We start from the raw sequence: 16049 nt of genomic DNA, 5'->3' as shown, positions 1-16049 counted from the left end.
CGCCACAGGGGATCGTGCTTAGCCTAGGACTTGTACTCAGCCCTGGGCTTTACAGCTCGATCTTGACCGCCTGGGAAGCCCGGGTCGCCTTGGCGCGGGCGGCTTCGATGGACTCATCGCGGGCCAGGGCCACGCCCAGGCGGCGCTGGCCGTTGACTTCCGGCTTGCCGAACAAGCGCAGGGCGGTGTCCGGTTCGCTCAGGGCCACGCCCAGGTTGGCGAAGGCGGTCTGGGTCGATTGACCTTCCACCAGGATCACCGCCGAGGCCGACGGGCCGAACTGGCGGATCAGCGGGATCGGCAAGCCGAGAATGGCACGGGCATGCAAGGCGAACTGCGACAGGTCTTGGGAAATCAGCGTCACCAGGCCGGTGTCGTGCGGGCGTGGCGAGACTTCGCTGAACCACACCTGGTCACCCTTGATGAACAGCTCGACGCCAAACAGGCCGCGACCACCCAGGGCTTCGGTCACCGCCTTGGCGACGCGCTCGGATTCGGCCAGGGCCACCGGGCTCATGGCCTGGGGCTGCCAGGATTCCTGATAGTCGCCTTTTTCCTGACGATGGCCGACCGGTGCACAGAACGTGGTACCGCCGACGTGACGCACGGTGAGCAAGGTGATTTCGTAGTCGAAGTCGATAAAACCTTCGATGATCACCCGGCCCTTGCCGGCACGGCCGCCTTCCTGGGCATAGTCCCAGGCTTTCTGCACGTCATCAGCGCTGCGCAGCAGGCTCTGGCCCTTGCCCGAGGAACTCATCACCGGCTTGACTACGCAGGGGAAACCCAGGGTCTCGACGGCCTTGCGGTAGTCTTCCACGGTGTCGGCGAAGAAGTACGGCGAGGTGGGCAGGCCCAGTTCTTCGGCGGCCAGGCGACGGATGCCTTCACGGTTCATGGTCAGCTGCGCGGCGCGAGCCGTTGGGATCACCGTGAAACCTTCCGCTTCCAGCTCCACCAGGGTGGCGGTGGCGATGGCTTCGATTTCCGGCACGATGAAATGCGGCTTCTCGGCTTCGATGACCGCACGCAGGGCCGCGCCGTCGAGCATGTTGATCACATGGCTGCGGTGGGCCACTTGCATGGCCGGCGCGTTGGCGTAGCGATCCACGGCAATCACTTCGACACCCAGGCGCTGCAGTTCGATCACCACTTCCTTACCCAGCTCACCGCTGCCACACAACAAAACGCGGGTCGCGGTGGGCGACAATGGGGTTCCGATACGGGTCATCTGAAGGTCCTCAAACAGGAGCGGATCATCGGGGGCGCGCGCCGGGCGAGCTTCCCATGGGAGAAAGCGCGGCATTTTACATGAACCGCGTCAGCCGGCGACGGCCTGTTTGCGCAGACGCCAGGCCATGATCAGCCAGACGGCGGTGACCCCGGCGAATTTCGAGAGCAGGGCGGTGATCACCACGGCGGGCGTCAGGGCGTCGATCAGGCCGAAGAAAATGAACGTGTCCAGGGGAATACTCAGGGCCGAGCTGATCCACAACCGGTCATGGAGCGGGCGCTTGGTGATCGTGAACACCAGCCAGTCGATGCACTCGGACACCGCGAACGCCGTGGCGCTGGCCAGGGCGATGGTCGGGTCCGATGTCACATAGGACAACACCAGCGCCGCCAGCATCGCCACGATGGCGCCATGGCCGAAACGGGTCTGCACCATGTCCCGCAGGATAAACACCAGTCCGCCCCAGGCCGACCAGATGATGTCCAGGTGCGGCGCGGCGGAAAACGCGAAGTTGATCAGCACGACGCTGCTGATGTAGGCAAGCAGGAAAAGCATGGGGCGGGGTACCTGGTGGGGATGGATGTCGGTGAAACCCTCAAGGGCAACGAAGCCCCCTGTGGCGAGGGAGCTTGCTCCCGCTGGGCTGCGAAGCAGACCCAAAACCTGACAACTCGGTGGATCAGATAGTCGAGATGACTGCTTTGGGGGCTGCTGCGCAGCCCAGCGGGAGCAAGCTCCCTCGCCACAAAGGCTGTGCTCAGTCAGTGAGTGAAGGGTACTTCAGCACCGCCACTCCCTCAATCTTCCTCACTGTCATCCAGCTTCCAATACCCCACCGCCTTCACAAAATCCTGATCCAACCCTTTCTCTTCCAGCAACACCTTGCGAATCTGCCGCGACACCTTGCTCTCGGTCGCGACCCAGGCGTACAGCTTGCCGCCAGGCATGTCCAACTGTTGCACGGTGCGCAGCAGGTTGTCCTGGCGGCCCTCGCGCAGCACCCAGATCACGTGCACCTGCGCCGGGCTCTGGAGGATTTGTTGCTCGGCGCCGTTTTCCACCTCCACCACCACCAGCGCACGCCGGTTGGGCGCCAGCCCTTCGAGGCGGCGGGCGATGGCGGGCAGGGCGGTTTCGTCGCCGACCAGCAGGTAGCTGTCGAAAATGTCCGGCACGATCATCGAGCCCCGTGGCCCGGCGATGTCGAGGTATTGCCCGGGCGCCGCCTGGGCCGCCCAGGTCGAGGCCGGGCCGTCGCCGTGGAGCACGAAATCGATGTCCAGCTCCAAGGTGTCCAGGTCATAGCGGCGCGGCGTGTAGTCGCGCATCTCGGGCATCGGGCCCTGAGCCTTGCCCGCGCTGGGGTTGAAATTATCCAGGGCGGCCTGTTCCTCGGCGTTCTGCGGGAACAGCAGTTTCACATGGTCGTCGGTGCCCAGGCTGGCGAACCCGGCCAGTTCCGGCCCGCCGACGGTGATGCGGCGCATGCGCGGTGTCAGGTCGACCACCCGCAGCACTTGCAGGCGGCGGCGTTTGATCTCGTGGTTGACGCGGTGGATGGTGTTTGGATCGACTTCGGTCATGCTTCTACTCCGAAACGGTTGGACGGCCAGGGCCGTCGACAATGGCTTTGGCGGTGTCGTTGAGCAGGTCGCGCACCCGTCGGATTTCTTCCGGGCTCCAGTGGCCATGGTGCTTTTGCAGGGCATCGCGCAGGTTATACACCGCTTCATGAATTTCCGGGGGGCGATCATGGCCGTGCAAGGTTCGCTTGCTGATTTCAATGCGCGTACGCACCTCATCCAGCGTTTCGGCCTGGCCTTCAAGAAATAGACGTCCGGCATCGGTCACGCTGTAGCACTTTTTTCCATCTTCGACGCCGCAGCTGATCATGGCGTTCATTTCCAGGAAGGTCAGGGTCGGGTAGATCACGCCCGGGCTGGGGCTGTAGGCGCCCTCGAACATATGCTCGATCCGGCGGATCAGGTCGTAGCCGTGGCATGGCTTTTCGGCGACCAGAGCCAGCATCAATAACTTAAGGTCTCCAGCGGCGAAAACGCGTGGGGCACGGCTGGTACGTTCACGGCCTGTCGACTGTATTTCGAAACCGTCTTGGTTGCGGTTGGGGAAGGAATAAGGGATCGCCATATGCTGTTCTCCATTTGCATAAGCAGTAACTGACTATATTTTTCGTGTGAGATATATCTTGCGATTGAATGTTTTTTAATTAAGATATATCTAGTTCTGTTGTTGGTTGCAGGTAGTAAAAATAAGACCTTACCGGAATTAGGCTCGCAGGCGATGATAAGGTTTTTTACAAGTATCTCTTGGCTTTTACCAATGCCGCGGCCTTGCTGGGTATGTAGGTTGTTTCTGACATCCAAACTTAATATTTCAATAAAGTGTTGTACTTTTCGCGCGCTCGCATGCCGAACGTACTACATGCTTGTGGGAATTTGCCTGCTTTTTTTTAGTTGAAGAGAGCTGATCATGCCCGGCGTTGGAAGTGCAGCCTTACAACTTGTTGTCGGGCCGCAATTGCAACCTTCTCTTTATTGCTATGAACAGGTGTTAACAACATGCTCAAACAATTCGTAACCGGTGCTTCCCTGGCAGCCGCTGCCCTGAGTTCCTCGCTGACATTTGCCGCCGATGACGCGCGCTCGTCGATCCATATCACCGCGAACATCCCGACCCAGCAATTCCATGTACAGCCTGTCAATCCGGAATTTGGTAAGGACGAGACCATGAGCTACAACACGGTCAGTGGCACGTTGTCGTCGTTGCGCCAGACCTACAATGTGAAAAACACTGATGGCTCGGTTCATGCCTACGTCGAAGGTGGCCCGGCGTCCCTGTATAACGGCCGAGATGCAATCGCGCTGACCACGGCTTTCAACGGTGTCACCCTGACCGCCCTGCCTCAGGAAGTCGTGGATGATGCAACGTCTACCCCTGGTACCCAGGCCGACATGACCATCGTAGCGGCCAGGCCGCTCGATACCCAGAACGGCCTGTACACCGCTGACATGACCGTCATCTTCGACGCGGTGCCTCGCGCTACCCCGTGATGCTATTTGATGCCCGCTGAGTCTCACGGGCATTGCCGCAGGGCGACTGGTACTCCCCAGCCGGTCGCCCTGCACTTTGTACGTCTTGATAGCTCGCTGATTAGAGAGTCCGTTGATGTTTCCGATGACACCCATCGCGGGTGCGCTCGCGCTGTTGTTGTGCGCAAACGCTTTAGCCGCGCCGACTGCCCCCGGTACGACACCGAAAAGCCTGTTATCCCAGGCCAAGGGCCTGCCGGCGGAGTTTGAATCCCACTTCTTCGATGTGCCTTTGGCGGTTCGTGTTGAAATCAATCAACAGTACCTCGGCGAAGCCATGGTGGTGTTGACGCGAGACGACCGAATTACCCTGCTCGAATTTAATGACACGCAAGGCAGTGCGATAAGTACCGCTGAACGCGGGCAATGGGAGCAACATCTCAAGCAAGGTCATCCGCTGGGTGCGTGCGAAGCCAGTTGCCCGTCGGGCCTGCTCGCCGTGCACTACAGCCTTGAGAATTCATTGGTGTCGATCCTGACCCGGGATGTGGAACGTACGACCGAGACCAAGCGCTATTACGACCAGCCTGAAAACGGCAGCTTTGGCCTGATCTTCAACAACCAACTCAACCTCAATGGCGGCCAGGAACAAGACACAGGCGGGCGTTATGGCCTGAACGCCAGTTCGAGCCTGGGCAACTGGAGCCAGTCGCTCGATCTCCAGCTCTCGCGCCTTGGCGGTCCGGATGACAAGCTGTATCACGCCGTCCACCAGCTTTATACCCAGCGAGAAACAGAGGGCAACTTCTTTCGCCTGGGGTATTTCACCCCCAGTTCCGATGGCTTGAATCGCCAGATTCGCTCGTTCGGTGCCAACCCGGACACCGCCTTGGGCTTGATGTATGGCAGTTCCGACAGCTTGGCGATCGACAATCCGAAACCCAGCGTCTACCCCATTTATGTCACCGCCAGCCGCCAGGCTTCGGTGGAAATCTATCGCAACGGCCTGTTGATCAATACCCAGGCCGTCAGTGCCGGTTTGCAAAGCCTCGACACCCGCTCCTTGCCCGGCGGTATCTACGAAGTGGAAGTGCGGCTTATCGAGGACGGGCAAACCACCGCCACCAGCCAGGAGCTGGTCTACAAGCCCAATAACTGGACCAACTCAGAGGACCGCTGGCGCTACAACCTGTTCGCCGGCCGTGAAACCAAGCTCTGGAGCAACTGGGAAGAACAACCCTCGGGCTTCATGACGGCCGGGGTCGGCCTCAACTACCTGCTGCATCCCCGCGTCATCCTTGGTGCCTCAACGCGCAAGGTGCAGGACCGAATGCAAGTCGGCACTTCGGTGGACTGGACGCTGGGCAGCAGCACCAGCCTGTACGCCAACGTCTACCAGACCGAGCGCTATGGCAACGGCTTGGACTTGCAAGGCCTGTACACCTACGGCCAGGGCAGCATCGTCGCCAGCCACAACCGCAGCTGGCTGGACACTCGCAACACTTACGAGACTCTGCCGGACGGTACTCGGATCCGCCAACGCAACGTGTACGTCGGCCATACCAGCAATTCGTCGCTGTCGGTCAATCATCGCCTGAGCAACAAGACCTCCGTCAACGGACGGCTGGCCTACAGCGAGGGCAACGTCCAGGGCACCGGCCTGGACCTGGGCTGGACCCAGCGCGCAAAGCTGCGCGGCAGCGATGCCAACTGGCGGTTGTCGGTGTTCGACCGCCCCGGTACGTCGAGTACCGCCGACAAACGTAATCGCGGCCTGGACCTGAGCGTCAGCGTCGCCTTGGGCGGGCCGGGCGAACACTGGTCGGGCAGCCTTGGCACGCGCACTTCCCGCGATGGCGCGCGAGACAACAATGCCTCGCTTTCATACCGCCGAGACCTGCAAGACCATGTGCTGCAAAGCGTCTCCGCCACGGCGCTGGCCGACACATATGGCGTGGGCTTGTCCGGCATCGCCAGTTTCCAGACCGATTCGCTGTACGGCGATGGCTTTGTCCAGCGCTCATCCTATAACGACAACCTGACCGGAGGCCTGAACCTGAGCAGCACGGTGGCCGTGGGTGGCAGCAAGGCAGCCTTTATCGCCGTGCCCCATGGGCACGGCGCGGGCATGATCGTCGATGTGGAAGCCGACGTGGATGACGTGATCCTGCGCGCCGATGATTTGACCGGCGGCAGCACCACCTTGCGTCCGGGCCGCAACTTCGTCCCTATCACCGCTTATAAAAACAGCATGGTGACCTTCGACTTCGAAGGTGTTCACCCACCGGCGGCAAGCATCGAGCCGTCGCGCACCCGTTATCACTTGAACAAGGGCGGGGTGGATTACCGCAAGATCAGTGTGTTGAGAACGGTGACCGTGCTGGGTCGCCTGTTGGACGACCAAGGGCAGCCACTCAAGGGGCATCACGTGATCAACCACGCCAGCCGCGGTGTCAGCGAGGCGGACGGGTTCTTCTCCATGGAAATGAATGCCGGTTCGCCCACCCTCGAAGTGCGGTATGGCAGTGAGTTGTTTTGCCGGTTCCGACTCGACCCGGACAGTGCCCAGCGCGAAGGCGATATTTTGATGATCGGTGATTTGCGTTGCACACCGGATACGTTGGCCGATACGACGCTTGCCGAGGCTCACGGTGAGAAACAGCGCTCATGAGCTATCTGGAACAAGGGCAGCGCGGGTTCGATGGATGAGGCACTGCACATCGTCGGTTGCAGCGTGGCAGCGATGCTCGACAGCGGTGCCAGAACCAATGCCGAGAATTTCACAGTGATCTGGAATTTGGAAATCTTGCCGTCCGGGCCGATTCGGGCGGATTCGCTGTACGAGGTTATATTGATGAAAATTTTGAAATTGGTCTGGGGCGTGGTGGGGTCGGCATTATTGCTGCTCTGCATACCCATGGCTGAAGCCATGACTCAGGAAATCACTGCGGTATTCAGGCCGAATCCTTCGAACCCGACGAACAACAAGTTCATCAATACCACACCTGTTTGGGGTTTTTGTCGTGAGGAGCCAGGGCAATGCGCCAACCTGGGCCTCCATAGCCATTTGGCACGCATCAATTTTACTTCGTCCCAACCTATCCAGCCGAATCACACCGATGTCCGAAAAGGCGCCATGTTCTCGTTACCCAGCGGTTGGCGCACTGTACGGATTGTTGATTCGGCTACCGGTAAAAGCGAAGAGGTCTCGATACGAATCGCCGGTGTGGGAGCGGTCTACCGACTCGACGTGAACCCCGTCGAGCTGGTCGGGGAAGAGGTAGATTTCATTGAAGCGCATCGGATGCTTTGGGGAGGCCATTGGAACAGCCCTCCTCAACCATGTAGGAACGGTTTGCCGCACTCCCAATTTTATGGCGTCAACGGTTTCGGTTTTTTCTGGCATACACCGCAACAGGATTTTGTCTGTGCCAAAGGCGCGAAATACTTGATACCTGCGCTTCGCTATCAGAATTTCAATTACACCTATGAGCTACGCACTCCCGATCCTTTGAAGATGTTGTCCGGCATGTATACAGGATCATTAACGTATTCGGTTGGGCCGGGGCAAGACTTCGATATGGGCGATGTCATGCATCCCGATGACCAGACGCTCACCCTCAATTTCAATTTAGAGGTCGACCACGCCTTCCGGGTGGAGGTCCCTCCCGGTGGAAACCGCGTCGAACTGGTGCCCCAGGAAGGGTGGCAATCGTGGTTGACCACCGGTAGCAAGCCGACGCGGTTGTTCCGTGACCAGACCTTCCATATCTCGGCTTCTTCGTATTTCAAGATGCGGCTCGAATGCCAGCACATCAGCGGTAATACCTGCGCGATTGCCGAGGCCGGCTCAGGACACGCCGTGCCGGTGGATGTCAGCGTGAGTTTGCCCGACGGACTGACGGACGCCACCGGGCAGCCGGTCAACCGTCGTCGATTGTTGCTCGATGGCAGCGGCACCGAATTGTTCAAGCCCAGTTTTTTTGTCAATCGACAACGGGGGCTTCTGCATTTCGAGGTCGGCGGTCAAAGCGTTGGAGAAATGCTCGACAACGGCGCCAAGGCCTATACCGGCAACGTCACGGTGATTTGGGATTCGGAAGTTTGAAAGGAGTGGCTCGGCCAGTCCGAGCCGATTTGAGGACAAAGGAAGAAATGAAGCAGTTACCAATGGCAGTGCAAGGCATGGTATCGGTGATGTTGTTGACCTGCGTATCGACGGCTTATGCCGTGAGCAAAGACGTCACCGCAATATTCAGGCCCGATCCCTCGAAGCCCAACGAAAATACCTTTCGCAACACCACGCCGGTCTCGGGTTTTTGCGCCCTTTATCCGGCGGTGTGTGAAAAAGAGAAAATTTTCAGTCTCCAGGTACCCATTGCCTTCGAGTCGACGGGGCCTATTCAGGCAAACCATGGGAATTCCAGGCAGGGGGCGATGTTCGATGTACCGGCAGGCTGGCGTCTGGCACAGGTGACTCACACCGGTACGGGAGAACATGAAATCGTTCAATTGCGAATATCCGGTGTCGGTTCGCGGTATCAATTTCCTGGCAGTGTTGTGGACTTGGTCGGCGGAGGCGTCTCGCCCTGGCAGGCCCATCAGCAGCTGTGGGGCAACTCGAGCTGGTACTACGCGCCCTCTCCCTGCCAAGGCACCGGCTTTGGGACTTACAACAGCATGATCTTTAACTTTTTCTGGAAGACGCCTACCGAAGGTGTGTGCGCCAAAAGAGCCAGTTACCTGATCCCCAGCATGTCCTACCGCCACTTGGACTTCAGCTACGAGTTACGCGCACCCAACCCGTTGAGAATGTCGTCCGGTCAATACACGGGTTCGTTGAGCTATGGCGTTGGGCCGGGGCAAGACTTCGACATGGGGGACGTCATGATCCCCAGCGACTCGGTGATCACCCTGAATTTCAAGCTGGATGTCGAGCACACACTCAAGATCGACGTTCCTCCCGGTGGCAACCGCGTCGAACTGGTGCCCCAGGAAGGTTGGCAGGCCTGGTTGAACAGCGGACGCAAACCCACGCGTCTGTTTCGCGACCAGCGTTTCCATATTTCGGTCTCGTCACGTTTCAAGATGGGTCTTGAATGCCAGCACGTCAGTGGTAATACCTGCGCGATCGCCGACACCGGCACCGGTCATACCGTGCCTGTGGCTGTCAGCGTGACCTTGCCCGAGGGCGTAACCGACGGCGCCAATCAACCGGTCAACCGTCGTCCCTTGCTGCGCGATGGCAGCGGCACCGATTTATTCCAGCCAGGCTTCTACCTCGATCGCAGGTTGGGGGCGCTGCACTTCGAGGTGGCCCAGGGCAGTGTCGAGGCGATGCTGGACAGCGGCGCCAAAATCTATACCGGCAACGTCACGGTGATCTGGGATTCGGAAGTTTGAATGGCCCCAGGGGCCGAGTGTATTCAGTGAATTGTGATCAACACATGAGGTTCAAGCAGTGATGAAATATGTAATGGCATGGATGAGTTTCTGTCTGTTCTGTGGCGTGGCCCAGGCCGGGCCGCAAATTGGCGTGGGGGTGGTTTATGACTACCTGGACGGCGACAAGAGCACCTATATGAAGCGGGTTTTCAACGGCGGGACGTCCACCGCGTTCGTCAAGGTCAACGTTCTGGAAATTCACTACAACGAAGACGGCAGCTACCGCGAGGAGCCGGTACAAAGCCAGGAAGGGGGCCTGGCCAAGGATGGGTTGATGGCCAGCCCCGCGCGGTTGATCGTCCCGGCCAACGGGGTGCAGGGCACGCGATTGCTGTTCATGGGCAATCGCGACAAGGAGCGTTATTTCCGGGTGCGTTTTGTGCCGGTGGTGCCGGAAGCCGAAGACGAGTTCGCCATCAGTGAGGAAGAACGCGAAGAATACAAAAAGGAACGTGTGGCCGCCGGGGTCAAGGTCCTGGCGGGCTACGGCACGGTGTTTTTCGTGCGGCCCAAGGAAACTCGATTCCAGACCGTCATCGAGGACACCGCCAATAAGTACCTGATGCGCAATAACGGCAACAGCGTCCTGGTGATCGATGAGTTCAAGGATTGCGTCGCGAAGAATGAAAACGACTGCCGGCCGACCACCAAGCACCACGTCATGGCCGGCCGTACCTTTTCTTTCGACAAAGAGGCGGGGCGTGAATACCGCTTCACGTTGATCGAGGGTAGCCAGAGCAAGGCCATCGAGATCAAGGGTTGACGATTCTCGTCGTTGAATCGTCGTTGACGCCAAAGGTAATCAATATGTTCAAGACACTGGTACGCCCACTCGCATTGACCGTCCTGGTTTTGCCTTGCGCTTCGGCTTGGGGGGCGGTGGAGCGGGAAACCTTCGAAGTCTACGTGACCATTCCCACGGTCGATTTTCATGTGCTGCCCCTCGACCCGCAGTTGGTGCAGCGTGAACAACGCTTGCCTTTCAGCACCATCACCGGCGAGCTCACCCCGCTGCGGGCAACCTATGAAGTGAAGAACAGCAACGGCGCCATCGATGCGCGTCTGGCGCAAGAGGCGTATCTGTCCAATGGTCACGATCGCATCGATCTTCGGGTGAGCTTCAACAACGTCCAGCTGTCCCTCGATTCCACCCCGGTAGTGTCGGCCGGCGAGGCACGCCCCGGACGCCATGTGCCTCTGGAAATAGCCGCCATCAGGCCCGCCGGCGAAAACTATAAGCCTGGGGATTATTACGGCACGGTACACATGGTATTCGACGCGGTTGCGCCGTAGGGCTGTCGACCTTCATTTGGATGGGCATGTAAAGGTCAATCGGGCGCGTTGCGACATTAACGGCGGATTTATCCACTTTGTGTATTACTGAAAAGGTGACAGGTATGTTGAGGACAATGGTGTTCGGTACAGTGCTGGGCGCTACAGCGCTTAATCCTTCGCTGGTATTGGCTGCCGATGACGCTCGTGCGCCCATTCATATCACGGCGGACATTCCCACCAAACAGTTTCATGTACAGCCGCGCAATCCTGATTTCGGAAGGGATGAGTACCTGTATTACAACCCGCTGACCTACAAATTTAGCTCTTTACGGCATACGTTCGACGTGAAGAACACCGATGGCTCGGTTCACGCCTATATCGAAAATGGCGAGAGCACCGGCTCTATCCCGTTGACCAACGGCGTGGATTATGTCGGCTTGAGGGTGATATTCAACGATGTCCCACTGGACAATCGACCCAAGGAAGTCGTGGACGATGCTACATCCACACCCGGAACCCAGGCGGAGATGCTGGTCGTCGTTGCGAACCAGCCTACCGGCCCGCTCTCTCCTGGCGTGTACAACGCCGATTTCACGGTGATCTTCGATGCAGTACCTCGGATACAGCTGTGACGTCGTCATTGGTTCGCGAGCAATGGTTTGCATTGGGCTTGGTCGTCAGGTTGCAAATAGGCTGACAGAAACGGCGCCATGCCTTTGGTGAGCCGCATCGGCAAGGGCGTGATGAGTTTGAATAACTGCGCCAATATTTCAAGGAGAGTAGTGAGGCTCATGGATCTGAGCATCCGTATGAAACCCTGTGATGAGGAATTTGTTCTCTCGCTACAGGCTTTATTTACTATAAAAAGGTGTCAAGCATGTTTAAGAAAATGATGTTGGTTACTGCTCTGGGTGTCGCTGTCTTGAGTTCTTCGTGGGTGTTCGCTGCTGATGATGCACGTTCCTCCATCCACATTACTGCGAACATCCCGAACAAGCAGTTTCATGTGCAGCCACGCAATCCGGATTTCGGTAAAGATGAATACATGTATTACAATCCAGTCAGCAACCTATTGAGCCCTTTGCGCGAGACATTTGATGTGAAGAATACCGATGGCTCGGTTCATGCTTATCTTTATGAGGCAGGATCGTCGTCGGGAAGAGTTGCTCTTTACAATGGTGAACATTACATTCCGCTGTTCGTCAAATTCAATGGAATAGAGTTGAATAATTTTCCTCAAGAAGTTGTAGACGACGCCTCATCCACGCCTGGGACCCAAGCCGATATGCACATCAGCGCTCATGATTTGATTTACCGTCTCAAACCTGGCCTGTACACCGGCAGCTTCACTGTCATCTTCGATGCGGTGCCTCGCGTAACCCTGTAACTGTGAATGTGCCTGCTCAAGTTACTGGCTCGCCACTAACGGCTTACACTGGGTATGACTGCCCGGCTGCAAGTACGGTGAGAGGAATGGCGCCATGCCCTTGAGCACCTGCACCGGCAAGGCCGAGGTGAATTTGAAGTTCTGCGCCGACGCCCCCGGGACGTAGGCGGTGAGTGTGCCGAAATGGCTGTCGCCGATGTAGAACACAAAGGTCGCTGTGCGGTTGATCGATTTGGAGCTGATCACCCGCCCACCGGAGCCGACCGCTTCGATGCGGTTGTCGCCGGTGCCGGTCTTGCCGCCCATTTGCAGGGGCGTGCCATCGGCCAGTTTGAAACTGCCGGCCACGCGTTTCGCGGTGCCGGCGTCCACCACCTGGGACAGCGCACCGCGCAAGGCCTGGGCCACTTCCACCGGCATCACCCGTTTGCCGGTGTCCGGGTTGTTGACCAGTCGTGTTTCGTAGGGCGTATTGACGGCAAAGTCCAGGCTATCGACGCGCAAGGCCGGTTGCCGGATGCCGTCGTTGAGGATGGTGCCCACCAGTTCCGCCAGGGCAGCGGGGCGGTCGCCGGAGCTGCCGATGGCGGTGGCCAGCGACGGCACCAGATGGTCGAACGGATAGCCGACCTGCTGCCAGCGCTGATGGATATCCAGGAAGGCTTCGATCTCCAGCATGGTCCGGATGCGACTGTCCCGGGCGCTCTTGTGCCGGCTCTTGAACAGCCAGCTGTAGACTTCCTGACGCTCGAACTGGCTGGCCTTGACGATCTGGCTGAACTTGGCCTCGGGGTTGTTCAGCAGGTAACCCATCAACCATAGGTCCAGCGGATGGACCTTGGCGATGAAGCCTTGGTCTGGCAGGTCGTAGGCGCCGGGGCCATAGCTTTGGTAGAGCCGTTCCAGGCGTTCGTCAGTGAGTTTTTCGGCGCTCTTGGCCGACTTCAAATGCGCGCGCACGAAGCGATTGAAGTTTTCCTGGCTGTCGTTGGGAAAGAAATAACGGTGCACGGCGGCCAGGCGGATCGCAGTGGGGCGCATGCCGTCGAGGAAGGTTTCGAGGCGCTGGCCGGTGTCCTTTTTCTGGTACTTCTTCCAGAACCTGAGCAGGAACGAAGTGCCTTCGCGATCGGCGAACTGGGCCAGGTATTCCTGGCGGCGCGGGTCCTTGTCGTCCTTGAGCAGTTCGGAACTGTTGTTGGGGCCGGCGTAGGTGGCGTAGCGCACCAGGTCGCGCATCAGGCGAATGAACGGCAGGTTGATGGATTCGCGCAAGGAATCGCGCAGCGTCGGCAGGCGGCCGTCGTCTTCCTTGCGGAAGTTATGAAAAGTGTGCAGCCCGCCGCCGGTAAAAAACGCCTCGCCGGGGCTGGCTGAATAGGTGCGGTCCAGCGCTGCTTCGAGCATCTTCGGCAGGCTGCGGTCGGTGTTTTCGATCAGGTAGTCCACCGCCCAGCGGGACAGGCGGTCCTGGTCGGCGATCTCGGTTTTCTTCAAGGCTGCCGGGGTCTGCTGGGCATAACGCTCGTGGAGTTCGGCGATAATCTGCAGGTATGTGGTGAGCACCCGCAACTTGGCGGTGGAGCCCAGTTCCAGCTTGCTGCCTTCGTTGATGTCGAAAGGTTGGTCGGTGCTATCGGTTTGTACGCGCACCCGGGAGCCGTCCGGGGTCAGTTCCAGCAAGGTGAAGCTGTAGCGCACCTGCGTGGTGCTGGTGGGGGTCAGCAGGCGTTCTCCCATCAGGCCGATCTCGGTCGCGAAGGCCGGGTCGGCCAAACGCTTGAGGTACTCGGTGGCCTGGGCCTGCAAATCGCTTTGCAAGGTGCTGGTGGCGGAGAGGTCGAGGCGATCGAGGTCGTACAGCGGGCGGTTGAGCAGCGCGGCGATACGACTGCGGGCGGCACTGATGCCCTTGTTGGTTTCGATGGGCTGGACGGTCGGGTCCTGGACCCAGTCGCGGTAGCTGACCTTGCTGGCCAGGGCCGCCTCGGACAACGCGGCGTCGATCACGCCGTTCTGTGCCAGCAGGCGGATGTGGCTGTCGGTGAGGCGCGCCAGTTCATCATGACCCTTCGAAAGATAATGGGACGGGCGCCGCTGGGCGATCATCAACGACAGCATTTCCCGCAGGGCCAGGCCTTTTTCCGCCAGGCTCTTGGGGTCGGTGGCGGTGCTGAACAAGCGCTCATTGGCCCGTTTGAAATCCGCGCCATACCAGACCCGCAGCCCTTCCGCCATGCCATGGACCTCGCCATGCCCCGGCACGGCGGAAAGCGGCACGCTGTTGAGGTAGTCGCGGATGATCCGCTGCCGCGCCTCGAGGGTCTGTGGGCCGGCCTGGTAGGCGCGCACGCTGGCGGAAATCATCTGGCGGATTTTCTCCGCGCCGGACACGGTCAGGCCTTCAGGCGAGTGGCGGTACTTCTCCAATTGTGTCGCCAAGGTGCTGCCGCCGGCGGACTGCCCCGGCAGGCTCAACAGCTTGGCGACTTGCGACCAGGCCGCCATGCCGAAGCGTGGCCAGTCCACGGCCGGGTTGGCCAAGGGTTGCTTGGGGTCGAGCAGAAAACGGTTCTCGATGAACAACAGGCTCTGCACCACCACGGGCGGGATCGCTTCGAAGCTTGCATACAGTTGCTGCGGGTACTTGAACTGATAGACCGGCGCGGCACGACAATCGGTGATGGTCAGCCCGGCCTGGATCTTTTCCACATAAGGCACGAACAGGCCTTTCTCGACGTAGTCCATCAAGGCCGGCGAGAACCTCGCCTGGGCCTCGATCACGTAGTCGCGCTTGAACAGCCGCGGCAGGAATTCCCCCAGCGCGCTGTAGCCCAAGCGCCGGTCGAACGGGCCTGCACCCGGATAGGCGATGGCATCGCTGGGCCCCGGCTGTACCGAATAGCTCAGGGACTCGGCGTACTTGCTGATCTCCCGGGCCTGAAACCGCGACGTGCGCATTTCCTTGGCCGCCGCCAGGCCGACCACCACGACGATAATCAGCAACAACAACCAGAACGCCCGCCAGCCATGCCGTGCGCGGCGTTTTTCTTGAGGTAAAGGCGCTTCTTCCATACGTTCAGTCGGGACCACAGGTTCATTCGAATCGGTTTGCCACAAAGCGCCCATAGTCGACTGATCCATTAAGCAGATTGATCGGACTTGCTTGAAGCTTAGACGGTGGTTGGCGTGGGGGGAGGGGAAATTGTGGACAGCCGACATGCGAACGCTTGTCAGAGGTCATTGGCTGATGAGCTTTTGTGGCGAGGGAGCTTGCTCCCGCTCGGCTGCGCAGCAGCCGCAAAGGTGGCAGGCTGAAGAGTTTCGGCGGTTGAAAAACGAGGGCGGCTGCGCCCCCCAGCGGGAGCAAGCTCCCTCGCCACGGTAGGTATGCCTTCAGGATGGGGGCCGGCCCTCCATGAAGGATGGGGCCAGCCCTTCACGAAGAGTGCACAGGGGGCTTGTAATTGTCATGATCTGAGGGGGCTTTTTGTGGCGAGGGAGCTTGCTCCCGCTCGGCTGCGCAGCAGCCGCAAAGGTGGCATGTCTGAAGAGTTTCAGCGCTTGAAAAACGAGGGCGGCTGCGCCCCCCAGCGGGAGCAAGCTCCCTCGCCACGGTAGGTATGCCTTCAGGATGGGGGCCTGCCCTCCATGAAGG

The 16049-nt window shown here is 59.3% G+C and carries 14 protein-coding genes; 8 read left to right on the top strand and 6 right to left on the bottom strand.

Annotated elements, in window-relative coordinates:
• Positions 1 to 49 precede the first annotated feature (49 nt).
• From purT to J3361_RS24875, 4 genes are all read right to left on the bottom strand, one after another.
• Positions 50 to 1231, bottom strand: coding sequence for a formate-dependent phosphoribosylglycinamide formyltransferase (gene purT / locus J3361_RS24890; RefSeq protein WP_207966776.1), 1182 nt, complete (start codon positions 1229 to 1231; stop codon positions 50 to 52).
• Positions 1232 to 1321: 90 nt separating this feature from the next.
• Positions 1322 to 1789 carry a preQ0 transporter gene (locus tag J3361_RS24885; RefSeq protein ID WP_186709959.1) on the bottom strand — a complete coding sequence of 156 codons (468 nt, stop codon included), beginning with the start codon at positions 1787 to 1789 and terminating at the stop codon, positions 1322 to 1324.
• A 242-nt stretch (positions 1790 to 2031) separates the two neighbouring features.
• The gene (locus J3361_RS24880) at positions 2032 to 2817 is read right to left on the bottom strand and encodes a siderophore-interacting protein (RefSeq protein ID WP_207966775.1); all 786 of its coding nucleotides are present in this window, start codon (positions 2815 to 2817) and stop codon (positions 2032 to 2034) included.
• A 4-nt stretch (positions 2818 to 2821) separates the two neighbouring features.
• On the bottom strand, positions 2822 to 3382 hold the full coding sequence (locus J3361_RS24875) for a PadR family transcriptional regulator (protein WP_207966774.1): 561 nt from the start codon (positions 3380 to 3382) through the stop codon (positions 2822 to 2824).
• Positions 3383 to 3813: 431 nt separating this feature from the next.
• Here J3361_RS24875 and J3361_RS24870 point away from each other — a divergent pair, with 431 nt between their 5' ends.
• From J3361_RS24870 to J3361_RS24840, 7 genes are all read left to right on the top strand, one after another.
• On the top strand, positions 3814 to 4305 hold the full coding sequence (locus J3361_RS24870; RefSeq protein WP_207966773.1) for a CS1 type fimbrial major subunit: 492 nt from the start codon (positions 3814 to 3816) through the stop codon (positions 4303 to 4305).
• 115 nt (positions 4306 to 4420) lie between these two features.
• On the top strand, positions 4421 to 6955 hold the full coding sequence (locus J3361_RS24865; protein ID WP_207966772.1) for a CS1-pili formation C-terminal domain-containing protein: 2535 nt from the start codon (positions 4421 to 4423) through the stop codon (positions 6953 to 6955).
• A 30-nt stretch (positions 6956 to 6985) separates the two neighbouring features.
• Positions 6986 to 8392, top strand: coding sequence for a hypothetical protein (locus J3361_RS24860; protein ID WP_347709642.1), 1407 nt, complete (start codon positions 6986 to 6988; stop codon positions 8390 to 8392).
• Between the two features lie 62 nt (positions 8393 to 8454).
• On the top strand, positions 8455 to 9687 hold the full coding sequence (locus J3361_RS24855; protein ID WP_207966791.1) for a hypothetical protein: 1233 nt from the start codon (positions 8455 to 8457) through the stop codon (positions 9685 to 9687).
• A gap of 61 nt (positions 9688 to 9748) precedes the next feature.
• Entirely contained in the window at positions 9749 to 10492 is a 744-nt protein-coding gene (locus tag J3361_RS24850; protein ID WP_207966771.1) for a molecular chaperone, read from the top strand.
• Positions 10493 to 10536: 44 nt separating this feature from the next.
• Entirely contained in the window at positions 10537 to 11022 is a 486-nt protein-coding gene (locus J3361_RS24845; protein WP_207966770.1) for a CS1 type fimbrial major subunit, read from the top strand.
• Between the two features lie 104 nt (positions 11023 to 11126).
• Positions 11127 to 11636 carry a CS1 type fimbrial major subunit gene (locus tag J3361_RS24840; protein ID WP_207966769.1) on the top strand — a complete coding sequence of 170 codons (510 nt, stop codon included), beginning with the start codon at positions 11127 to 11129 and terminating at the stop codon, positions 11634 to 11636.
• A 5-nt stretch (positions 11637 to 11641) separates the two neighbouring features.
• On the opposite strand, the gene J3361_RS24835 is transcribed toward J3361_RS24840, so the two are convergent.
• A complete protein-coding gene (locus J3361_RS24835; RefSeq protein WP_207966768.1) occupies positions 11642 to 11797 on the bottom strand; it encodes a hypothetical protein in 156 nt (51 codons plus the stop codon).
• Between the two features lie 84 nt (positions 11798 to 11881).
• Here J3361_RS24835 and J3361_RS24830 point away from each other — a divergent pair, with 84 nt between their 5' ends.
• Entirely contained in the window at positions 11882 to 12391 is a 510-nt protein-coding gene (locus J3361_RS24830) for a CS1 type fimbrial major subunit (protein WP_207966767.1), read from the top strand.
• 21 nt (positions 12392 to 12412) lie between these two features.
• Here the strand turns inward: J3361_RS24830 and J3361_RS24825 are convergent, their stop codons facing one another.
• Positions 12413 to 15520 (bottom strand): transglycosylase domain-containing protein, encoded by a 3108-nt coding sequence (locus J3361_RS24825; RefSeq protein WP_207966766.1) that lies wholly within the window; start codon positions 15518 to 15520, stop codon positions 12413 to 12415.
• Positions 15521 to 16049: the final 529 nt, after the last annotated feature.

Origin of the sequence: Pseudomonas sp. OA65 (genome assembly GCF_017498305.1) — a bacterium.
Taxonomy (GTDB): domain Bacteria; phylum Pseudomonadota; class Gammaproteobacteria; order Pseudomonadales; family Pseudomonadaceae; genus Aquipseudomonas; species Aquipseudomonas zanjanensis.
The sequence above is the reverse complement of the archived record's forward strand: the minus strand, read 5'-3'. Positions and strand labels throughout refer to the sequence as shown.